At 65.5% G+C, this 21,530-nt stretch carries 20 protein-coding genes and 2 pseudogenes; 10 read left to right on the top strand and 12 right to left on the bottom strand.

The genetic code is table 11. The features are described 5' to 3' along the window. Positions 1-37: 37 nt before the first annotated feature. Entirely contained in the window at positions 38-250 is a 213-nt protein-coding gene (locus ACTJLF_RS31705; RefSeq protein ID WP_019657240.1) for a hypothetical protein, read from the bottom strand. Between the two features lie 378 nt (positions 251-628). On the opposite strand from ACTJLF_RS31705, the gene ACTJLF_RS31700 reads away from it, so the two are divergent. The 8 genes and pseudogenes from ACTJLF_RS31700 to ACTJLF_RS31665 all read left to right on the top strand — a co-directional run bounded on the left by ACTJLF_RS31700 (position 629) and on the right by ACTJLF_RS31665 (position 8,426). Continuing rightward, positions 629-844 carry a hypothetical protein gene (locus ACTJLF_RS31700; RefSeq protein WP_354413994.1) on the top strand — a complete coding sequence of 72 codons (216 nt, stop codon included), beginning with the start codon at positions 629-631 and terminating at the stop codon, positions 842-844. A gap of 28 nt (positions 845-872) precedes the next feature. Continuing rightward, positions 873-1,139, top strand: a complete 267-nt coding sequence (gene infA / locus ACTJLF_RS31695; RefSeq protein ID WP_019657238.1) for a translation initiation factor IF-1 — start codon at positions 873-875, stop codon at positions 1,137-1,139. A 64-nt stretch (positions 1,140-1,203) separates the two neighbouring features. Then, positions 1,204-1,476, top strand: a pseudogene (locus tag ACTJLF_RS31690) (RNA recognition motif domain-containing protein); the annotation flags it as partial. 408 nt (positions 1,477-1,884) lie between these two features. Next, a pseudogene (locus tag ACTJLF_RS31685) lies at positions 1,885-3,080 on the top strand (serine hydrolase domain-containing protein). Between the two features lie 207 nt (positions 3,081-3,287). After that, positions 3,288-3,557 carry a prevent-host-death protein gene (locus tag ACTJLF_RS31680; protein ID WP_354327969.1) on the top strand — a complete coding sequence of 90 codons (270 nt, stop codon included), beginning with the start codon at positions 3,288-3,290 and terminating at the stop codon, positions 3,555-3,557. A 7-nt stretch (positions 3,558-3,564) separates the two neighbouring features. Further along, a complete protein-coding gene (locus ACTJLF_RS31675) occupies positions 3,565-3,933 on the top strand; it encodes a CcdB family protein (protein WP_354327970.1) in 369 nt (122 codons plus the stop codon). Between the two features lie 375 nt (positions 3,934-4,308). Next, positions 4,309-5,328: a TRAP transporter substrate-binding protein gene (locus ACTJLF_RS31670; RefSeq protein WP_440884660.1), complete on the top strand. Its 1,020-nt coding sequence runs from the start codon at positions 4,309-4,311 to the stop codon at positions 5,326-5,328. After that, positions 5,325-8,426 carry a bifunctional diguanylate cyclase/phosphodiesterase gene (locus ACTJLF_RS31665; RefSeq protein WP_440884648.1) on the top strand — a complete coding sequence of 1,034 codons (3,102 nt, stop codon included), beginning with the start codon at positions 5,325-5,327 and terminating at the stop codon, positions 8,424-8,426. The genes ACTJLF_RS31670 and ACTJLF_RS31665 overlap by 4 nt, the downstream gene beginning before the upstream one ends. 132 nt (positions 8,427-8,558) lie before the next feature. Here the strand turns inward: ACTJLF_RS31665 and ACTJLF_RS31660 are convergent, their stop codons facing one another. Further along, on the bottom strand, positions 8,559-9,383 hold the full coding sequence (locus tag ACTJLF_RS31660) for an NAD-dependent epimerase/dehydratase family protein (protein WP_354327972.1): 825 nt from the start codon (positions 9,381-9,383) through the stop codon (positions 8,559-8,561). Between ACTJLF_RS31660 and ACTJLF_RS31655 the strand changes: the two genes are divergently transcribed. Continuing rightward, positions 9,306-10,259 (top strand): helix-turn-helix domain-containing protein, encoded by a 954-nt coding sequence (locus ACTJLF_RS31655; RefSeq protein ID WP_440884647.1) that lies wholly within the window; start codon positions 9,306-9,308, stop codon positions 10,257-10,259. The genes ACTJLF_RS31660 and ACTJLF_RS31655 overlap by 78 nt on opposite strands. A gap of 194 nt (positions 10,260-10,453) precedes the next feature. Here ACTJLF_RS31655 and ACTJLF_RS31650 read toward each other — a convergent pair whose 3' ends face one another. The 10 genes from ACTJLF_RS31650 to ACTJLF_RS31605 all read right to left on the bottom strand — a co-directional run bounded on the left by ACTJLF_RS31650 (position 10,454) and on the right by ACTJLF_RS31605 (position 20,304). Further along, positions 10,454-10,693: a hypothetical protein gene (locus ACTJLF_RS31650; RefSeq protein WP_354327974.1), complete on the bottom strand. Its 240-nt coding sequence runs from the start codon at positions 10,691-10,693 to the stop codon at positions 10,454-10,456. Between the two features lie 251 nt (positions 10,694-10,944). Next, the gene (locus ACTJLF_RS31645; protein WP_440884646.1) at positions 10,945-12,486 is read right to left on the bottom strand and encodes an amidase; all 1,542 of its coding nucleotides are present in this window, start codon (positions 12,484-12,486) and stop codon (positions 10,945-10,947) included. Between the two features lie 70 nt (positions 12,487-12,556). Beyond that, the gene (locus ACTJLF_RS31640) at positions 12,557-13,249 is read right to left on the bottom strand and encodes an ATP-binding cassette domain-containing protein (protein WP_440884645.1); all 693 of its coding nucleotides are present in this window, start codon (positions 13,247-13,249) and stop codon (positions 12,557-12,559) included. Next, on the bottom strand, positions 13,243-13,995 hold the full coding sequence (urtD, locus tag ACTJLF_RS31635; RefSeq protein WP_019657226.1) for an urea ABC transporter ATP-binding protein UrtD: 753 nt from the start codon (positions 13,993-13,995) through the stop codon (positions 13,243-13,245). Before urtD ends, ACTJLF_RS31640 begins: the two co-directional genes overlap by 7 nt. Beyond that, positions 13,992-15,116 (bottom strand): urea ABC transporter permease subunit UrtC, encoded by a 1,125-nt coding sequence (gene urtC, locus ACTJLF_RS31630; RefSeq protein ID WP_164713563.1) that lies wholly within the window; start codon positions 15,114-15,116, stop codon positions 13,992-13,994. Before urtC ends, urtD begins: the two co-directional genes overlap by 4 nt. A 5-nt stretch (positions 15,117-15,121) precedes the next feature. Further along, positions 15,122-16,015 (bottom strand): urea ABC transporter permease subunit UrtB, encoded by an 894-nt coding sequence (gene urtB / locus ACTJLF_RS31625; protein ID WP_019657224.1) that lies wholly within the window; start codon positions 16,013-16,015, stop codon positions 15,122-15,124. A 63-nt stretch (positions 16,016-16,078) separates the two neighbouring features. Further along, a complete protein-coding gene (locus tag ACTJLF_RS31620; protein WP_206169192.1) occupies positions 16,079-17,326 on the bottom strand; it encodes a transporter substrate-binding domain-containing protein in 1,248 nt (415 codons plus the stop codon). 257 nt (positions 17,327-17,583) lie between these two features. Continuing rightward, entirely contained in the window at positions 17,584-18,183 is a 600-nt protein-coding gene (locus tag ACTJLF_RS31615; RefSeq protein ID WP_019657222.1) for an ANTAR domain-containing response regulator, read from the bottom strand. Positions 18,184-18,198: 15 nt separating this feature from the next. Continuing rightward, a complete protein-coding gene (locus ACTJLF_RS31610; RefSeq protein ID WP_126185619.1) occupies positions 18,199-19,344 on the bottom strand; it encodes a transporter substrate-binding domain-containing protein in 1,146 nt (381 codons plus the stop codon). A 288-nt stretch (positions 19,345-19,632) separates the two neighbouring features. Next, positions 19,633-20,304 (bottom strand): MarR family winged helix-turn-helix transcriptional regulator, encoded by a 672-nt coding sequence (locus tag ACTJLF_RS31605; protein ID WP_126185620.1) that lies wholly within the window; start codon positions 20,302-20,304, stop codon positions 19,633-19,635. 158 nt (positions 20,305-20,462) lie between these two features. Here ACTJLF_RS31605 and ACTJLF_RS31600 point away from each other — a divergent pair, with 158 nt between their 5' ends. After that, complete coding sequence (locus ACTJLF_RS31600) at positions 20,463-21,488, top strand: ABC transporter substrate-binding protein (protein ID WP_354425182.1); 1,026 nt, start codon at positions 20,463-20,465, stop codon at positions 21,486-21,488. The last annotated feature ends 42 nt before the right edge of the window (positions 21,489-21,530 follow it).

Raw genomic sequence — 21,530 nt, 5'->3', positions numbered from 1 at the left:
TCACCACGTCCGTCTGGTTCATGGCACAGGCACCTTCCTACTTCGGCTGCTGCTGACGACAGATGTTCGTTCCTACGGTCGTCAGCTGGAGCGATCCGCCCAGCCATTCGAGCCAAGCCAATGAGACCAGATCGTCGATCACCGCCTCGTCGATCTCGCCTGCACGCCGGCGATGCAGCAAGTCAGCCACGTGGGGCAGATCGGCGCGAAGCGCTTCCCGCCGAGAAAGGGAGAGAAACGCTGGAGTCATGCGAGGTCCTTCATGCAGATGCATGCGAACCAGCCTAACACCCGAAGGCCGCCTGCAGCACATGAAAAGAAAAACCACACCGCGCTGAAACCACCTACACTAGACGCATCGACTGCGGCTTGCTCGTTGCCTCAGTCCTTGATTGACACCTCGCGGCAACCTCTGACCGCCAAGGCCTCACCTCCCCGACAAGCTGACCCATTCCCGTCGGCTCCTTGCGGAGCGTCATTCTCCTCAGCGAGTTCCATCGTCGGTCCGTTCAACGCATTCTGCGGACCGCTCCCGTTTCCCTCACAGATCCACTTCGTATGCCTGACCAGCCCAGTACTGGCACGCATGCTCGGCGCGCGCCTCGAAGGCAACCGCCCGCTTCATCACATGCAGATTCCACAGGCCCACGAGGTGGGCAGATACCTCGTCACCCCCATGACCAAGCTCACCGAGAGCGGGCAGTACGCCGCCTCGGTCTCCATCCGCCGCGGCATGCATGACCGGGTCTTCCGGCTCATCCCGCGCTTCGAGAGCGCCGCACGTGCGGCGCACTACGCATTGGCGCAGGGCCGCCACTTCGTGCTGAACAACCAACTGGCCTGAGCATCCGGCCGATCATTGAAGGAGCTTCGTGGGTAAGGAAGAACTGATTGAAATGCAGGGTCGAGTACAGGAAGTACTGCCCGATTCGCGTTTTCGCGTCACCCTGGACAACGGACACAGCCTGATCTGCTACTCGGGCGGCAAGATGCGCAAGCACCGCATCCGGGTGCTGGCAGGCGACAAGGTCTCGCTGGAGATGTCGCCCTACGACCTCAACAAGGGACGCATCACTTTCCGCCATCTCGAACCCCGCTCCCAGAGCGGCTCTCCCCCCGTGCGGCGCCCTGCCCGATAGGCTCGCCTCCCGATGCGTCCTGCATCGGACTCAACCCGTTTTTCGACCACTCAAGAAAGTAATCATGGACAACAAGCTCTACGTCGGCAATCTCTCATACACGACGCGCGAAGACGCGCTTCAACAACAGTTCGCGCCATTTGGTCACGTCGCCTCGGCGAAGGTCATGACGGAGCGCGATTCCGGCCGCTCCAAGGGCTTCGGTTTCGTCGAGATGGGCTCGCCTGCGGAAGCGCAGGCCGCCATCAAGGGGCTCCACGGCAAGGAGATCGATGGCCGGGCCCTGACCGTCAACCTCGCCCGCCCGATGGAGCCGCGCACCGGTGGCTTCGGCGGCAACCGCAGCTACTGAACCATCATCGATCGTGATGCCCTCTCCCGCTCGGCATGCGGCGGGGGCAGACAACGCCGCGTCAGCTGCGCATGTTGCGTTGCTCCGGCGCATCGCGCACGCGATCTTTCCGCTGGCCATCGTCAGGCCCGAGGTGGCCCTGCTCCCGCAGGGTATCGGCCGACCTTGCCATTGAGCCAAGCCTGCATCTGCAGCGCGAGCGTGAGGCGGCAGTAGGCGGCGGAAGCACGCAAGCGTGCACACTGTGGGCAAAGGAGTGATCGCCATGCTTCCCATGCCCCGTTTCTCCTCCAAGCAGGTGTGCGCCGCCCTGGCCCTGAGTTTCTCGGCCTGCGCGATGGCGGCCGATCGCCGCTCGACGCGGCTGCGAGCGACCCCGCCCGGCTCGGCTGGATGGTGGGGGCGCCCCCGCCGCCCGAGCGGCGTCTGCGCTTCGACGACGGCAGCTATTTCCGCTTTCCGGCCTTGCGCTGGAGCGTTGCGCATTTCCGCGAACTCATGCCCACCGTCAATGTCTCGCGCGGCCTGGGTGCACCCGCGCCGCTGCCGCGCGCGCTGCGCGCCGACATTGACGACCTGCGCTTCACGCCGCTGGGTGCCAAGGAGTCGATGACCTGGGCCGAATCGCTGGCCGCCAATTACACCGACGGCATCGTGGTGCTGCACCGGGGGCGCATGGTGTACGAGCGCTACTTCGGGGCCCTGACGGAGCAGGGCCAGCACGGCGCCATGTCGATCACCAAGTCGTTTACCGGCACCCTGGGCGCCATGCTGGTGGCCGAGGGCACGCTCGACCCCTCCAGGCGCGTGGCCGACTACGTGCCGGAGCTTGCGGCGTCGGCCTTCGGCAGCGCGACCGTGCGCCAGATGCTCGACATGACCACGGGCCTGCGGTTCAGCGAGGATTACGCCGATCCCAATGCGGAGGTCTGGGCCCATGCCCAGGCGGGCAGTCCGCTGCCCAAACCCCAGGACTATGCCGGCCCGCGCAGCTACTACGAATACCTGCAGACCGTGCAGCCGGAAGGCCGGCACGGCGGTGCGTTCGCCTACAAGACCGTGAACTCCGACGCGCTCGGCTGGATCATCGCGCGGGTCACGGGGCGCTCTGTGGCCGCGTTGCTGTCCGAGCGCATCTGGAGCCGCCTGGGCGTCGAGCAGGACGCCTACATGACGGTGGACTCTACGGGCACGCCCTTCGCGGGCGGCGGGCTCAACACGGGCCTGCGTGACCTCGCTCGCTTCGGGAGATGCTGCGCAACGGCGGCCGCCACAAGGGCCAGCAGATCGTGCCCCGCGCGGTAGTGGACAACATCCGCCGCGGCGGCGACCGCGAGGCCTTTGCTCGTGCCGACTACACGCTGCTGCAGGGCTGGAGCTACCGCAATATGTGGTGGGTCACGCATGGTGCCGAAGGCGCTTTCATGGCACGCGGCGTGCACGGCCAGCGGCTCGATGTGAATCCCGGCGCGGGCGTGATGATTGCGCGCTATGCGTCGCACCCCGTGGCGAGCAACGCGGCGAACGATCCGACCACGCTCCCCGCATTCGACGCGCTGGCGCGCCACCTCGCGGCTCCACCGCGGTGATTCGCTGCCGCTCACTCGGCCAAAGGGGATCAGTGGAGCGTGACAACGGGGCCCGGTCCTTTCGGTCCGAGAGCCGGTTGCGCTATTGCCCGGGGTTTTCACCGTTCAGACCATGGCGTGGCGTGGCATGAGCTTCCCCCCAGATCTCCAGGGCGTCTTGGCTGAAGACTGGCTAATATGGCCAATCACTCGTCCTTGAGTCCAGCCATGCAAGTCAGTGCCACCGATGCCAAGAGCCGCTTCGGCTACTACCTAAGTCAGGCCGATCGCGAGCCCGTGCAGGTCATGAAGAACGACGGTGTCGCGGTCGTGATGGTCTCGGCTGCCCGTTACGCCGAACTCGAGGCGCTCGAACGGACAAAGACGCTCGGCCAGCGCAAGCGCGAATTCAACGAGACCTATTCAGAGTGGATTGCTGCCCAGAACGGGCTTGTCGAGCGCGTGGGTGTTTTCGGCGAGGACTACCGTCCCTGGTGATCACAGGATGGCCCAGTTCGACGTCTACGCCAACCCGTCCAAGACCCAGCGCGGCGAGATTCCCTGGGTGGTGGACATCCAGAGCGAGATCCTCAACGAGCTCCCGACCCGCCTCGTGATGCCATCGGCGCTGCGTGCCAACATGCCGGCGGCCATGCCGCAGTCGCTCTGTACAACCATCCATCGGCTAGGGCGGAGCGACCCTGGTGGCTTTACCGCATCTGGCCGCACCCATTCGTGTCCGGGATCTGGGGCCTGTCCAGGGCAGCCTTCGATCTCAGGCCAGCGATTTCGTGGCTACGCTAGACCCGGTGACCAGCTGAATCTGAGTCGAGCGTCCAGCACGTCGCGCTCTACCGGCGGTGTGGCTGCATAGAACGAAGGTATCCAACAATCCCTGGTAGATGGCATGTGCGATGCGTTGGGCCCGCCGCGGCTGCGGTAGTGAACGCTCGACCCATGCGGATGCGCAGTCCGGAGGCGTCTGCAGGGCAAGAAGCAAGCTTCCAGCTCGGGCGGGAAACGGATCTGCCCACCCACACACAGCTTCTGAAGGCCCTGTGCGCCAATTTGACGGCCGTCCAGACCCGGCCGTTGAACGTCCCCGACTAGCAACACGCGGCGCCGCCGGCATGCCGCCATTTTGCGTTCCTGTGCCATGATGAAGTTAACAAATCCACTCCCCATAACCGGGCGCTACCCTGCCCCCTGCCTGCACAGCTTCACCTTGGCCTACCTTGTCGCACTTCTGATGTTCGTCGCATCGCTGTGCCATGCGCAGACGGCGCCAGTGCAGCGCCTGCGCATCGTCGGAGGACTCGCCGGGGTCACGCAGTTCACGGGGCAGGAGGAGCAGTTCTGGACGCGCGACCTCGCGGCGCTGTCCGGAGGGCGCTACACCGCCAGCATCGTGCCCTTCGACCGCGCGGGCGTGCCGGGCCAGGAGATGCTGAACCTGATGCAGCTGGGCGTCGTGCCTTTCGGTACGGCGCTGCTGAGTCAGATATCCATCCAGCTGCCAGAGCTCGGCGCGGCCGATATGGCCGGTCAGAACCCGGACATCGCCACGCTGCGCCGCGTGGTCGGTGCGTTCCGCCCCTACCTCTCGCGGACCTTGCGAGAGCGCTATGACGTGGAACTGCTTGCGGTCTACATCTATCCGGCGCAGGTGGTGTTCTGCAACAAGCCGATGCAGCAGCTCGGCGACCTCGCGGGCCGGCGCACCCGCGTTTCCAGCTCCATGCAGGCCGACTTCATCTTGGCGCTGGGCGGCACGCCCGTTTACACCGAGTTCTCGCAGATCATGGCAAACATGAAGTCAGGAAACACCGACTGCGCCATCACCGGCACCATGTCCGGCCACACGCTGGGCCTGCATCAGGTGACCAGCGTACTCTATGCCATGCCGCTGAACTGGGGGGTGGCGGTCTTCGCCGCCAACCGCGAGAGCTTCCAGACGCTGCCACCCGATCTGCAGGCGCTACTGCGCAGGGAGCTGCCGCGGCTGGAAGCTGCGGTATGGATTCAGTCGGAGCGCGAGACCGAGGAAGGTATCGCCTGCAACACAGGCGCCCCGGGTTGCAGCAGATCCACCAAGGGGCACATGACGGCCGTGCGGCCCTCCGCGAAGGACGAGGCCCGCCGCCGCGAGATCTTCGCGACCCGCGTGCTGCCCGGGTGGGTACAGCGCTGTGGGCCGGTGTGCGCCAACGTGTGGAACCAGACGATCGCGCCGGTGGTCGGCATCCAGGCCAGGGCAACGGCGCAGTGACACCGCGATTTCCACGCCGTATCACCGCCATCATCTATGGCGTGGCGCTCGCGTTCCTGGCCACCGTGGGAACGGTGGCGGGCGTCATCGTCTGGGAGGCCAGGCATAAGGCCATCGTCGATCACGAGAACCAGACGGTACGCTTCGTGGCCGGTTCCGAGGCGGCCCTCAATCGTACGCTGCTGAGCGTCGACATGCTGCTGGCGGGCGCCAACGAGATTCTGCGCTACTCGACGGCCGCCACCGCTGGTGACGACGCGAGCAGCCCCGTTCCGCACCAACTGCTCGAGAATCTGGTGAGGCAGAACCTGCTCGTGCGCCACATCGCCTTCGTCGATGCGCGCGGCGCGGTGGTGGCATCGTCGGACCGGCGCGGCGACCGGCTGCCGCTCGCATTGCCCGCGGGCTTCGTCGACGGCGTGCTGGCCAAGCCGGTGTCCACGCTGGCGATCAGCGTGCCGGCCGTCAGCATGGTGACCTCGCAGAAGGTGGTGTACCTCGCCCGTGCCGTGAGGCTGGCGGACGGTTCACGCATGCTGGCGGTGGCGGAAGTGCAGCTGTCGCTGCTGGCGACGATCATGACGCAGGGCGCCGGCCTGCGCGGTCTGGAGGTCACGCTCGAACAAGACGGCGGCCCGCTCCTGGCGAGCCTTCCGCCGCGCGACGACCTGGGCGGCCGGCAGATCGAACCCGCCTTGCACGAACAGACCAGCGATGGCAAGCCGCAGCGCATGGCCGCGCGCCTGAGCGGCGAACCAGCCATCGTGGTGGCCCGCCCCACGCTGCATCGCAATCTGCTGATCGTGGCGAGCATGCCGCTAAGCGCAGCGCTCCAGGAATGGCGCCGCGAACGCGACCTGATCGCATGGACTGGTGCGCTCATCGCGCTGATGATCGTGGCCGTGGCGCGCTTCGCGCATGTCCAGCTGCGCCGCCAATGGCGCTCCCGCATGGAGATGGTGCGATCCAAGGCCACCCTGGACCAGGCGCTGGAGTCCATGGCCGAAGGCTTCATCCTCCTGGACGCCGAGCACCGCGTGCTCACATGGAACCGCAGCTTCGTCGCGATGTTCCCGTGGACGGCATCGATGATCGCGCCACAGCTGCCCTTTCAACGCATCATGGACGAAACGGCACGACGCGTGGTGCACAGCCGCGGCCCGACGGCTTGGACGGCAATGAATGCGCCGCAACTCGCACAGGCGCACTCCGAGCAGGAGGCGCTGCTGCAGAACGGCCAGGTGATCCGCGCGACGCGCAGCCGGACGCCGGATGGCGGCCTGGTCTGCGTCTACCACGACATCACCGAGAAGCGTCGCCACACCGCCGCCATCATCGAGAGCAAGGCGCAGCTGCAGGCGACGCTCGACGCCCTGCCCGACCTGTTGCTCGAGGTCGGGCTCGATGGCCGCTGTCACGGCCATCACGCGCCGCGTGTGCCAATTCATGTCGCGGGATTCGAAAGCCCCGTGGGGCGTACCCTGCAGGAACTGCTGCCGTCCGATGCTGCCTCGCAGGTGATGGCGGCGCTGCGCGAAGCCCACGCCAGCGGCTACTCGGCGGGGCGCCAGTTCGAGCGGCGCGACAAGGGCGAACGCACCTGGTTCGAGATCTCGGCGTCGCGCAAGTCGGTTGACGAGGCGGTCGATGAGACGGTCCATGGACCGGTCGACGACGCCGCCAGCAGGACCGATGCGCGTGGCGCGCGCTTCATCGTGATCCTGCGCGACATCACGCAGAGCAAGCGCGCGGCCCGCGAGATCGAGCACCTCGCCTTCTACGACACGCTCACCGGCCTGCCCAACCGGCGCCGGCTGCTCGACCGCCTGCACCAGACCCTCGGCAACGCCGCGCAGCGCCCGGGGCTGTGCGCACTGCTCTTTCTCGATCTGGACAACTTCAAGACGCTGAACGACGCGCTCGGCCACGACGTGGGCGACGTGCTCCTCCAGCAGGTGGCGCAACGGCTCAAGAGCTGCCTGCGCGACGGCGACACCGTGGCGCGCCTGGGCGGCGACGAGTTCGTGGTGATCCTGGACGACCTGGACGACGAGATCGCGGTCGCCGTCTCGCAGACCGAGACCGTCGGCGCAGCCATCCTCGCGCACCTGAACCAGCCCTATACGCTGGGCACGCAGCACCATCACAGCACCTGCAGCATCGGCGCCTCGCTGTTCGATGCCCGTACCGCCTCGATCGAGGAAGTCCTCAAGCAGGCCGACATCGCCATGTACCGCGCGAAGACGGACGGCGGCAACGCGCTGCGCTTCTTCGAGTCGGACATGCAGACCCGCATCACCACGCGTGCCGCACTGGAGAACGAGCTGCACGCCGCCATCGCGGCACAGCAGTTCGTGCTGCACTACCAGAGCCAGGTGACCAGCGAGAACCGCGTGGTGGGCGCGGAGGTGCTGGTGCGCTGGCAGCATCCGGTGCGCGGGCTGCTGCTGCCGGGCCAGTTCATCGATGTGGCGGAGGACACCGGGCTCATCATCCCGATGGGTCTGTGGGTGCTGGAGACGGCCTGCAGGCAGCTCACGGCATGGCAAGGCGATCCGCGCCGGCGACACCTCAAGTTATCGGTCAACGTCAGTGCCCGGCAGTTCCGCGAAGGTGACTTCGTCGATCAGGTCAGCCGCGTGCTGACGCGCACCGGCGCCGATCCGGCCAAGCTCGAACTGGAGCTCACCGAGAGCCTGCTGCACGAGAAGGTGGCCGACGCGATCGGCAAGATGGAGGCACTCGCCGCGCTGGGCATCCAGTTCTCCATGGACGATTTCGGCACCGGCTTCTCTTCGCTGTCCTACATGACGCAGTTGCCGCTGAGCCAGGTGAAGATCGACAAGTTCTTCGTGCACCGCATCGGACTGGACCCGAAGGTGGAGTCGATCATCCAGGCCATCATCGGCATGGCGCGCAGCATGGAACTGGAACTCGTGGCCGAAGGCGTGGAGACGCCTGCGCAGCGCGAGTTCCTGCTGCGCCATGGCTGCGACCTGTGCCAGGGCTACCTTTTCGGCGTGCCGCAGCCGCTGGAGATCTACGAACGCGAGCTCGATGGAGAGCTTCCCGCCTCGAATCTCGCCTTCGTGCCGTAATAGGCGCACACGTTCAACGATGAAGGGCGACAGGTCCGAGACCGCAGACCGGGGCCGAGGTGGTCGAGGCGCGCGGCATTCAACCTTCGCAATGACAGCTGCAGCGCCGCTCGCGCTGGAGTCATCCCCCGCTCATTCGCGCGCGCTCGCCGTTTCGAGGCCTGGGAATCTCGGCATGAAGCCCAGCTCCTCGCGGATGCGGCGGCCGTCCATGAGCGCATCGAAGGCACGTGCGAACTCGGCGTTGGAGCCATCGGGCGGCGGAGCGCCCACCGATGCGAAGAGCGCGCCAAGCGTGGGCGCTTCGTCGCCGACCACGTTGTAGATGCGGTGCGCAGGCGACGGGGCATCGAGCAGCAGAGTGACGGCCTGCGCGACGTCGACGTGGTGGGCGATCGACATGCGTTGCGCCGGGGGAAAGCCGCGCATCGCCGGAACCACCTCCTCGATGTGCGGATCGCCGTCACCGTACACGAACGGCAGGCGAAGCACACGCACGTCCAGGCCCTGGAGTTCCAGGAGGAAACGCTCGGCCGCCAGCTTGCTCACCGGATAGGCCACCGTCGGCGCGCAGAGGTCGTCCTCGCGAGCGAGCTGTCCACCGTTGGCGCCGTAGACAAGACCGGTGCTGGTGAAGAGGAAACGCCGCACCGAGGCGTCGCGCGCGGCGTGCGCCAGGTGCTGTGTACCGAGATCATTGACCGCGTGCGCCTGCTCGGGCGTCGCACCGCGGAAGAAGGCGGCACAGTGGACCACGGCCTCGATGCCGTGCACTGCAGTGGCCAGCGAGTCTGCGTCCTGCAGGTCGCCCTGGATGATCTCGACACCGGCCTCTTGCAGAGGGGCAGCGCGCGCTGGATCGCGCACAAGGGCTCGCACGTGGTCACCCCGCAGGGCAAGTCGCTTGGCGAGTCGGCTTCCGACCTTTCCGGTCGCTCCAGTGATCAGGATTTTCATGACCTGCAGCGTAGCGTCGCGCCCGCGACGCGAATTGGAAGAAACGGACATGAAGGGGCGAAATCCCATGAGTTCGCCAAGCGGTTGAATAATGGGGCCATGCGCGCGCACCACATTCACCAAGGTCACCTGGCGCAGGAAACTTCGACCGCGTCCTCCGTGGCCGCCCTCTCCCTGCACATGATCGACCGCGATGCGCGAGGCACCCTGGTGCCCCGCCTGGAAACCCAGATCGTCGTTCGCTTCGGATCGATGGCACGGGACGGACTCGATGCACATGTGCTCGGGGCACGGCAGCAGGTGCATCGCAAGCTGGTTCGCGGCGGCCAGCGGATCTTGGTGGCGCGTCTTCGTCTGGGCGTGCACGAAGCGGTTCTCGGCGCGCCCGCTTCCGCCATCGCCGGGCACACTGTCGCACTCGAGGATCTGTGGGACGACAGCGCGCAGCTGTTCGATCGGCTCGCCGGCGCACGCAGCATGGCCGAGGCGGCCGCGGCGCTGGAAGGCGCCATCTCCGAGCGCCTCGGCACCGCGCAGGGAGGCGGTGTCCAGCCGCGTTTCGCACTCGAAGCCGCCAGGAGGCTGGAGAGCGCGAGCGTGGACGTTGTCGCCGCAGACCTTGGCGTGAGCGCCCGGCACCTGCGCCGTGTGTTTCGCGAGGCCCTGGGCATCAGCCCCAAGGCATTCGCCAGGCTCACGCGCTTCCATCGCGCGTTGCGCGACGCCCGCCATGACAGCCGCATGGGCTGGGCCGGCATCGCCGCTGCCGCGGGTTACTACGACCAGGCGCACCTCATCGCCGAGTTCCGCGCGATCGCCGGCGTGACGCCACGCGCACTCGTCGACGAACTTCGTACGGGGCCGGGGATCGACTGAAGTCGGGCCACCGCGCAGGCGCACGCAGCGAAACGGACGAGGCCATCGAAGCCGAAAGGGGCCGGCACCTCGTCGGTGTGCTCACCCAAAGCCGGCAGACTGCCCCGGTTCGGACCCAACGCGGCGGTGATGACCCTGCCCCAACATCGATCCACCGTCCACGGCTTCGAGCCGCAGGCTGAACAATCCCCGCGCTACTCGAGTGGCTGCGGATGCAGGGCTGCGACGGAGGTCGGCGCAAGCAGGGTATGTCTCAGGCTCCAGATACAGGCAGCGAGTCGAAGCAGCCGTTCCACGTTCCGGTCGTGATTCACGTCCTGTGGGTCTTCCCCACCAATCAGATCGCAGATGCAGTCCAGCCCTGCTGCAGGCGTGAAGCCCAGGCCGGCGCGCGCCATCTCGATCGTCGCCGCCAGAACGTCCGTCTTTTCCATGTCGAGCTCCGTGAAGTCATGAGGCGTTGCCCGCCGGGATACTGCCGGACCGCGATGCCGATGAAGGAGCCGCTGCAAAACAGCCCCGCAGCGGAACACACAATCATCGGCAGAGGTGGGTTCACTCGGGCGAGTTACGGCGTCGTGTGCATCTGCTGTGCGTCACGAGCAGCTACCCGCTCTGTCGCGTCGTCGCGCTGATCCCCCTCTTCCGGTGTGCCCCGGCGCGTATTGACAGGCTCCAGACCGGCTCAGGCACCGCGGAGACGGGGTGGCTTGCGATGCTGGGTTGCCTGCTCGTAGTCGTGCGCCAGCGCGAGCAGCACCGCTTCGCTCCACAGCGGGCCGACGAACAGCAGACCAAAGGGCGCACCCGACGCGTAGTAGCCTGCCGGCACCGTCACCGCCGGAAGGCCCGCGATGTTGAGTTCGCCCACCGTGGTTTCCTGAATGGTGCCGGTCTTCACGGCAGGCAACTCCTCGCGCATCTGAGGAAACACCAGTGCATCGAGTCGCTCGCGCTCGAACACCTCGTCCACGATTCGCAGATAGGCTTCCTTCAACGCGATGAAATCCGAAAGGTCCGGTGGCACGGTGGGCGACTTCAGGGCGGCTGCGAACTGCGGCAGATTGTGCAGATAGCTCAACACCCCCTTCGGTCCGAAGGCGGACTCGCTCTGGGTCGCTGCGGCGAACTCGGCGAAGGACGTGAGCGCCGCATCGGGGCCCAGGCGCTCGAGGTACTTCTGCAGGTCATAGGGCACGGATTCCATCCCGCGGGCGTCGAAGTTCGCCAGTGGCGGCGTCGGCTGGCGCAGGTCTGCGAAGCCGGTGCCTGCAAACGGGTCATCGATCAGCACGGCACCTCGCGCCTTTAGTTCATCAGCCGCACGCAGGTAGAGCGCGTTCGCCTCGCCAGAGAGCGGCTGTGTGCGCCAGCCGGGCCCATACAAGCCGATGCGCGCCCCTTCCAGGGTGCGGCTGCCGAACTTCGAGGTGTAGCCCCCCACCGGCTTCTTGCCGACGCCGGCCAGCGTCTTCGGGTCTTCTGCGGAGTAGCCCGCCAGCACGTCCAGGCAGAGCGCCGCATCCTTCACGGTACGTGCGATCGGACCGACGACGTCCCGGTTGCCAGACAGCGGCATGACGCCGGCGTTGGGCACCAGGCCGATGGTCGGCTTGATGCCCACCAGATCCTGAGCCGAAGCCGGATTCTGGATGGAGCCTCCCGTTTCCTCGGCGAGTCCCAATACCGCCATGCTGGCCCCCACCGCCGTTGCCGTACCGGCGCTGCTTCCTCCAGGCACGCGATCCGGCATGACAACGTTGAGCGTGGGGCCCGCCCAGCTGTCGTCCGCGTGCGTTCCGGTGTGGCTCAGGATCGGCACGTTGGTCTTGCCGAGGATGATGGCACCGGCGGCGCGCATGCGCGCCACGACAGGAGCATCGGTCGCAGGCATCAGGTCGACGCCGCCGGTCTTGCTGTGCAACAGCGCCCAGCCGGCGGTCGTCGGAAAGCCGACCATGTCCATCGGATCCTTGACCACGACGGGCACGCCTGCGAGCGGGCCCAGCGCTTCGCCGGCCTGGCGTCGACGATCAATGGCACGCGCGTCGTCGAAGGCTTCGTCGTTGAGGAAGATGACGGCGTTGTAGCGCGCGTTCCAGGTCTCGATCTGAGCAAGGCAGGCTCGTGCAAGCGACTCTGCATTGAAACGGCCGCTTTGGAAACCCTCCTGGACGCTGTCGATGGTCAGGGTCGTGAGGTCGATGTCAGGGGTGATCTGGTTCATGGCGTTGAAGCTCGCTTGGATCTCGTGAAGAAGATGGATGGATGGAAGTAAAGGCGGGGCGGCGCCCCGTTCAGAAGGTCATGTGGCGATCGACGATCTCGTCGCTCAGCATCTCGATGGGACCGCTCGCGACGATCGATCCCTTCTCGAGCATCGCGAAGCTGCTGGCGACACGGCGCACGAAATCGATGTTCTGCTCCACCAGCACCATCGTGAGCCCCAGTTCGCGATTCATGCGCGAGATCGCAGCCTCGATCTCCTGCACGACCGACGGCTGGATGCCCTCGTTGGGCTCGTCGAGCAGCATCACGCTCGGATGGATCGCCAAGGCGCGCGCCAGGGCGAGCTGCTGCTGCTGGCCACCGGACAGCACGCCGCCTGGGCGCTCCAGATTCGCTGCAAGATACGGAAACAGTTCGAGCGCCAGTGCTGGGATCGTGCGCGGCCCCCGCCCGGCGAAGGCGCCCATCAGAATGTTCTGACGGACGCTGAAGTCGGGAATGATCTCGCGCCCCTGCGGTACATAGGCAATGCCCGCACGAGTGCGCAGGTGCGTGGGCAGCGCGTCGATGCGCTGCCCATCGAGCTCGATGCGGCCGGTCGAGTTCACCATGGTGCCCATCAGCGCGCGCAGCAGCGTCGTCTTGCCCATGCCGTTGCGACCGAGAATGGCAGTGATCTTTCCTCGGGGAATGACCAGGCCGACGTCGTGCAGCGCATGGCTGCGGCCGTAGTAGCTGTCGAGATTCGTGAGTGTCAACATGGCGATGCGATTCCGTGGGATCCGAGATAGGCCTGCCGCACGCGGGGATCCCGCTCGATCTCGGCGACGTTGCCTTCGGCCAGCACGCGCCCCAGATGCAGCACGGTGATGCGCTCGGCAATGTCGCGTACGAAGGCCATGTCGTGCTCGACCACCAGGATGGTGTGGCGTCCGCGCAGGCTTTTGAGAATCTGTGCGGTCTTGCGCGTTTCGGCGGCCGTCATGCCGGCGGTGGGTTCGTCGAGCAGGATCACCTTGGGGTCCTGCGCGATCAGCAGCCCCAGTTCCAGCCACTGCGTCTGGCCGTGGCTGAGGTCACCGCCGAGTCGGTGCTGCTCGGCTTCCAGGCCGATGAGGTTCAGGATCTCATCCACCCGGGCATCGATCCCGTGCCCGAAGCCCCAGCGCAGATTGCGCAGGATGGAAGGCTCCCGGCTCGCAGCCACGCACAGGTTGTGTCGCACCGAGAGTTCGCGGAACACACTGGGGATCTGGAACTTGCGGCCGATGCCCGCGCGGGCGATCCGGTATTCGGGCCGATTCGTCAGGTCGCGTCCGTAAAGCAGGACACGGCCCGTCGTACTCGCCGTCTTGCCCGAGATCAGATCCATCAAGGTGGTCTTGCCTGCCCCGTTGGCACCCAGCAGCACGCGCAACTCGCCGTCGGCCACCCGCAGCGAGACGCCATCCACGGCCTTGAAGCCGCCAAAACTCACGCCCAGCGACTGGAGTTCGAGCGCGGTCATGACCTCCCCCCGGCCGCGCGGGCGCGCGTGCGGTGGTCGAAGCGCGCGATCAGGTCGTGGGCCCAGCCACCGATGCCTTTGGGCAGGTAGAGCACCACCAGCACGAAGGTCAAGCCCACGATGACACGCCAGGCTTCGACCAGCGACTGCGTCTCGCTCGCGGTCGCCTCCAGAATGTTGATCAGGATCGCGCCGATGCACGCACCCAGCAGCGAGCCCCGGCCACCCACCGCAGCCCACACCACCATCGTGATCGAGAAGCTCAGGTCCATGAAGGTGGGCGAAGCGAACTCCGCCACCACCACATAGAGCATGCCGGCCACGGCGGCGATGGCCGCGGACAACGCGAAGAAGAAGGTCTGATAGTGCGCCACGTCGAATCCCAGGTAGCGCGCGCGCTGCGGATCGCCCGAAGTCGCGCGCAGGATCACGCCGGCGCGCGTGGCGAGCAAGACTCGCGCGCCGATCAGCACGAATGCGAGCGTGAGCGCGACCAGGTAGTACGTCGATGTGCCGTAAGGGTCGAACTCGTGCGCGCCAACGCGCAGCCATGCGAGGTCGGACAGCCCGTTGAACCCGTTGGTCAGCGGCTGTGCGTCCACCAGCAGGAGGCGCACCAGCAACACCAGCGCGAGCGTGACGATCGAGACGAACACCCCCGCGATGCGCTTTCGGAACAACACGCCCCCCAGAACGAACGCCACCAGCACCGGCAACACCACGCCCATGAAGATGCCGAATCCCTGGGATTGGAAAGGCAGCCAGAGGAACGAGCCCTGGTTGATGCAGCACAGATCCACTGTCGCGCCGGGCTCGGCGTTGGACAGCATGAAATCGGGCACGGGATTCGCGCCCCCGTGCTGCAGGCTGGTGGGACTCGCCATCTTCAGCGACATGGCGAGCATGTAGGCGCCCAGGCCGAAGAAAAGGCCTTGCCCGAGGTTGAGGATGCCTGCGTAGCCCCAGCACATGGCAACGGCAATGCCGAGCATGCCGAACACCAGATACTTGGCGAGCCGATTGAGTCCGAAGCCGTCGAGCACGAGCGGAGCCAGAAAGACCAGCCCCAGGAACAGTGCATACGCAGCCACGGTCAGACGCTTGTCCAGAGAGGTTCCCATGGCCATCACCGCCCCTTGAACGAGAAGAGCCCCTGCGGGCGCACGATGATCAGAAGAATCACCAGGCCGAACACCACCGCGCGCGCGAGGATGTCGTTGCTGAATGCCGCCACCACGCCGGTGACTTCTCCGAGCCCGATCGAGGTGACGATCGCGCCAAGCAGGCTGCCGACACCGCCCGACACCACCACCAGGAAGCTGTCGACGACCAGGGCCGTTCCCATGTCGGGGGATACCGTCTTGAAGCCCGCCACGAGCACGCCGGTGATGCCGGCCAGGCCGGCACCAAAGGCAAAGGTCCATGCATTGACCCGTTGCACATCGATGCCACAGGCCGCGGCCATGCGTGGATTTCGAATGATGGCGCGCACCTGCATGCCGATGCGGGTGCGATACAGGAGCAGCCAGGTCGCGAAGGTGAGCACCACGGTGCTGGCCACGATGAACGCGCGATAGGCATTGATCGGCGTCTGGCCGATCATCACCGCGCCTTGCAGCATCTGCGGAATGGGCATGTTCTGCAGCCCCGGCCCCAGCCCCTCGATATGGATGCCGAAAAAGGCCAGGCCACCTTCGAGCCGGACCGCCTGCTGGATCAGGATGGCAACCCCCCAGGTTGCAAGCAGCGTGTCGCCGAGCCGGCCGTAAAGGCGCCTCACCACGCAGCGCTCTATCAGCAGGCCCAGTGCACCCGAGACGACGAACGCGATCGGGATCGCAGCGAAGAGGCCGAGGCCCAGCCATATCTGCGCCATCACGGCGGCATAGGCACCGACCATGATCATCTCGCCATGGGCCATGTTCACCACGCCCATCGCGCCATAGATGATGACCAGCCCCAACGCGGCCAGCAGAAGTATCGAGCCCATGCTGAGCCCGATCAGTATTACATCCAGCATCGGAAGTCTTTCTCTCGAAGAGGCTCGACCCGCAAGGCGCGCGCCTTGCAGGTCTTGGGCGTCTCAGGCCTTGACCGGAGCGGCGCCCGTGCGCTTGCAGATCAGGTTGGCATCGGTCTCGCCGTAGGCGAAGTAAGGCAGCGGGCGAACGGGCTGGGGACTGGCATCGACCACCTTGCTCTGGCCGTCGGCCTGCCACTGGCCGATGCGCGGCGTGACCCATGCATGCAGGCTTTCCGGATCGATGCGAACCTTGCCGCCGGGTGCGTCGTAGCTCTGACCACCGATGTTGGCGCGGATCGCATCGGCCGTCGTGGCCTTGCCCGCTTCCACCGCCTGCTTCCAGAGGAAGACCTGAAAGTAAGCGGCTTCGAGCGAGTGATAGGTCACCGCCTTCGGGTCGTTGACGAACTTGCGGTAGCGCTCGATGAAGGACTTGTTGGCCGGCGTGTCGATGGACATGAAGTAGGGCACCGAGGTGTAGCTGCCAGCCGCGTATTCGCCCCCCATTGCTGCAATCTCGATCTCGCTGATCACCGTGGCACAGATCGGCACCGCAGCCTGGGACATCCCCTGGTTCTTGTATTCCCGGTAGAAGGCCACCAGCGAGTCACCGACCACATGCGAGAGCACCACGTCGGCGCCCGACTCCTTGATCTTGCGCACCACCGAGGCCCATTCGGAATGACCGAGCTCGAGGTACTCGTCCGCCACCCACTTGGCACCGGCCTGCTCGATCAGCTTCTTGCTGACCTTGGACATCTCTCGCGGATAGACGTAGTTCGAGCCGACGATGAAGAACTTCTTCTTGCCCAGCTTCTCGACGATCCAGGGAATGTAGTTGGCCAGCTGCTGGTTGGCGACCGCGCCGCTGTAGACGACATTCTTCGAGCACTCGAAGCCTTCGTAGTGGGTCTGATAGAACAGCATCGCGTTGCGCCGCTCGAAGACGGGCAATACCGCCTTGCGGCTCGCCGAGGTGTGGCAGCCGAACACGGTCTCGATGCGATCACGCGTGATCAGCTTGGAGGCCTTCTCGTTGAAAGTCTTCGGGTCAGAGGCGCCGTCCTCGAGCACCACTTCGACCTTGCGCCCCATGACACCGCCTGCGGCATTGATCTCGGCGACGGCCATGCGCACGCCGTTGGCAAGCATCTTCTCGACGATCGAGAGTCCGCCGGTCTGCGAATAGAGCGCGCCGACCCTGATGGCGTCGGCTGCGTACGCGGGCCGCATGAGGGCCGGCGATGCGAGCGCGGTCGCAGAAGCAGCCGAGGAAAGAAGGAAGTGGCGACGGTTGGTTTTCAACATAGGGGACCTCAGGACGTGACGCAGCGAACCATGCGCTGCCGATGGTTGATGAGCTCGACTAACAGGACCAGCCGACAACACTGTCGGTTTCAGGCGAAAAAAAACCCACAACGCGGTTTGCACCGCGGTGTGGGCTTCATTGCCAGGTGGCCCGGAGAACACACATGGTTCCCGGAGCCGGTCGCATCGGCGCCTGAATATCAAGGGGATGCAACCACCGAATCGGCATGCCGACTCGATGCGTTCATGCTAACGAGTTAGGGCGGCGGTTGCAACAGGGTTTCCATGTTGATGATCGAACTCGCAATCTGTTCCATCGACAGGCGCTTGGCCATCGCCTGTGCCCGGATCGCCTGGTAGGCGTCCACCTCGCTGATTCCCTTGGAGGCCATCAGGATCGTCTTGGCGCGACTCATGGCCTGGTCGCTGGTTATCTTGCGGCGCAGCTTGCGGTTTTCCTTGAGCATGGCCTGACGCTCGGCCCACAGGCTTCGCGCCGTCACGAGGTGCGCCAGCAGGCCGAATGGCTTGATGGGTTTTTGCACCACTGCAAATGCGGCGCTCTCGAGCACCAGCTGCAAGGTCGTGGGATCCTCGTAGTTCACGATGGCGATCACCGTCGGCTCGGGTCGGGGCAGCGTCTTGAGCAACGCCTCGGTCGCGTGGCGCGCCTCCCCCTCCACCAGCAGGAAGAGGACATCGACATTGGGCGGCACGCTGGCGGGCATCGGCCAGGCCGTGGTGACCATGCAGCCGACGCGCCGCAAGTGGCTTACCAGTGCGTCCCCCTCCTCGTCAGGCGGATGGACGACGACGATCTTGAGTTCGGGCAGCTCTCTCAGCAGCGATATGGTCATGGCGCCCTGCCTCCTTCACGCCGGGCGCCCCGCCAGCGGGTCGAAGCGACTCTCGTACATGTACGGGTCGGGTTTGACCCGCAGACCGGGGTCGTCAACGACCTGGAACACCCCTTGTGCATCCACACGCGCGACGCGCGGCCACAGATAGGTATGGTGGTTTTCCTGGTCGATCCGCACCTTCCCCTGAGGCGCATCAAATTCATGTTCGTGCAGGTGGGGCAGCATCGCTTCAAGCCGATCACTGCCCGCGCGCTCCAGGGTCTGCGCGTAGAGCATCACCTGGAAGTAGGCCGACTCGGCACACGCGGTGATCGGCAAACCTGTGCCAAAGCGCTTGCGCCAGGCCGCGACGAACCTGAGGTTCTCCGGTGTCTGCAGTGTCGAGAAATACGGCGCCGCCGTGATGCTGCCCGCGGCAGCCCGTGGCGACATCTGGGCAATCTCCGCCTCCTGGGTCGACTGGCTGGCGATCGGATGCGTATTCGGGTCGAAGCCCGCAGCACGGTAGGCCTCGTAGAAGCGCGCAATGCCATCGCCCACGACCGTCGAATAGACGACGTCGGGCTTCGCCGCCTCGATCCGCCGGATGACCTTGGCCATATCGATGTCCGCCACCCGCAGCGGGATGTACATCTCGTCGAGCACCTCACCGCCGGCTTGCCTGAACAGGTCCGCGATGATCCGGTTGGACTCGTAGGGATACACGTAGTCCGAACCGATCAGGAACAGTCTCTTGCCGAAGTGGCCAGCCATGTAGCGCACCAGCTGGACCGAGTTCTGATTCGGTGCAGCGCCGGTGTAGACGCAGTTCGGCGAGTACTCGAAGCCTTCGTACAGCGTCGGGTAGAACAGCAGTGCGCGGTGAGCCTCGACCACGGGAAGCACCGCTTTTCGTGTACTCGACATGTAGCAGCCGAATATCACCGGCACGCCCGCTTCGTCGCACAGCTGCTTGGCCAGCTCGCGGTAGCGCGGAGGGCGTGAGGCCGGATCGTGGACCAGCGGCTCGATCGGCCTGCCGAGGACCCCGCCCGCCGCATTGACTTCCTCGATCGCCAGCAGGGTGGCGGCCTGCTGGGTTCGCTCCACCGCCGCGGTGACGCCCGTGGAAGAGAAGAGCACTCCGACACGCCAAGGCTGCGCTGTGGATCTGGTCATTTCCGAACTCCAAAAGAAAAAAGCTCCCAGCAGCCATCGCGGCCGCCGGGAGCTTCACTGCTCCATGTCAATGTCGAGGCTTTGCGGCCTCGTCCACGCTACTGTAGCAGCCTCGTGCGAAAACCACGAAGGGCCGCGGACAAATCGGAAAGCAGTTCCTGCCCTGAAGATCAGCGGCGGGAACGCGGTCACGAAACCCAACATGGCCGCGCTCAGGGAACTGAAAAGGACGAAGGTCCGCGATCGGCGGCATCGAACAATGCCTCGTCTCTTCTCCGTGCAATCGCCTCAGTCGCGCAACAGGCTGCCAGTCGAAACGGCCGGGTTGCCCCCTCCGAGGATCGGCCCCGTCTCCGGCGCATTCTCGGTCATCATCCGGCTCAGCAGGGTTGCCAGCGCGTCGCGCTGAGACGCATCGAACATTCGCAGGAGATGCAATTCTGCGGCCGCATGTCGTGGCATCGCGTCGTCGGCCAAGCGAATTCCCTTGGCCGTGAGCTTGACCAATACGCCCCGCCCATCGTTCGGATCGATGGAGCGCTTGATCCATCCTTCCTTCTCGAGCCGCTTCAGCAGGTTCGACAAGCCGCCCGAAGTGAACAGCAGCGTGCTTTGCAAGCGGGAGGGCGAGAGCCTGTAGGGGGCACCGGCAACGCGCAACGTCGCGAGCACGGCGTACTCCTGGTATTTCAGACCGAAGGGCTCCAGCACCTGGTTCAGCGTGCGCAGCACCACTTCCTCCAGCCTGAGCAGGCGGCCAACCACGGCCTTGCCGCTGCTGTCGATGTCAGGACGCTCGCGTTGCCATTGCCGTATGCCCCGCTCCACCAGGTCGGCATCTGCATTTGCCTGTGACTCCCGGTCCACGAAGTCAGTTTCGGCAGCTCCCACGGCGTCTCGCTGGTGCCGCGCATCGGCTTGGGGCGAACGTCGGATCGATGCTTCCTTCTTGTGCGGCATGACGTCTTTCTCTCCTGGTTGATGCCATCGCACCGCCATTCTGGTGCAGCGAAACGGCTCGGGTTGGCACCTATCTTAAATGCCTTGCATTTATCTTTCGTGAAAGATAAAGTGAATTCCGACGCGGCCATCAGGCCCTCGCCTCACAGGAGCTCTTCATGAAAAGCACGTTCTCGCGTTGTGTCGTCTCCGGCTTCGTGGCCACCGTTCTCGCGGGTGCGGCACACGCCGAAGAGCTCGTGGTCGGCATCTTCGGCGGCTCGTTCGCCGAAGACTCCAAGACCTGCCACATCAGTTCGTTCGAAAAGAAAACCGGCGCGAAGGTCTCGCTCAAGCTTGGCAGTTCGTCGCAGTTCGCGGCCTCGATCCGTGCGACGGGCGGCAAGTCCGACTTCGACGTGGTCTACATCGACAACTCTCTCGCGGCGCAGCTCAAGAACGAGAAGCTCCTGGAGACCATCGACAAAGGCAGGCTCGCCAACGTCGCCGAGATCTCGCCGCGTGCGCTCGACAAGGACGGGCAATACGTGGTGTTCATGACGGGTGCGACCGTCATCGTCTACGACACCAAGCAGATCAAGACGCCTCCCAGCTCATGGGCCGATCTCGCCAAGCCGGAGTACGACGGGCGACTCGCCATCGGCGACATCAGCGGCACCTCGGGCTCGCAGTTCCTGATGGCGCTCAATCGCATGAAGGGCGGCACGCTCGCGAACATGGACGCGGGCTTCGCGGCCGTCAAGCCGATCGCGAAGTCATCGGTCACGCTCTACACGCAGGCCGACCAGATCGTCTCGCTCTTCGAGCGCCAGGAGATCGCCGCGGCCGTCTGGTATCCCGACCGCGCGGGCTCCGCCATCGACAAGGGCCTGCCGCTGGCCATCGTCTACCCGAAGGAAGGTGCGGTGGGCATCCTGCCTGCGCTGGTGATACCGAAGGGCGCGAAGTCGCCCGCACTCGCGCTCAAGTACATCGACGAGGTGCTGTCCAAGGAAGGACAGACCTGCTTCGCCGAACGCAAGTACGCGGGCCCGGTCAACACACAGGTCAAGCTCAGCGACAAGGCCGCCAGGATCGTTCCGTACAAGGAGACCTTCGACAACCTGTGGCTGCCCGACCCGGAGGCCGTGGCCAAGTCGCTTCCCGACTGGACCAAGCGCTGGCAGCGCGAGGTTGCCCGCTGAAGCCTTCGCGACCCCTCGCACACCCACTCCTGGACGACCGAC

Origin of the sequence: Variovorax sp. 22077 (genome assembly GCF_052044195.1) — a bacterium.
Taxonomy (GTDB): Bacteria; Pseudomonadota; Gammaproteobacteria; order Burkholderiales; family Burkholderiaceae_C; genus Variovorax; species Variovorax atrisoli.
This window is presented reverse-complemented; position numbering and strand designations above follow the sequence as displayed.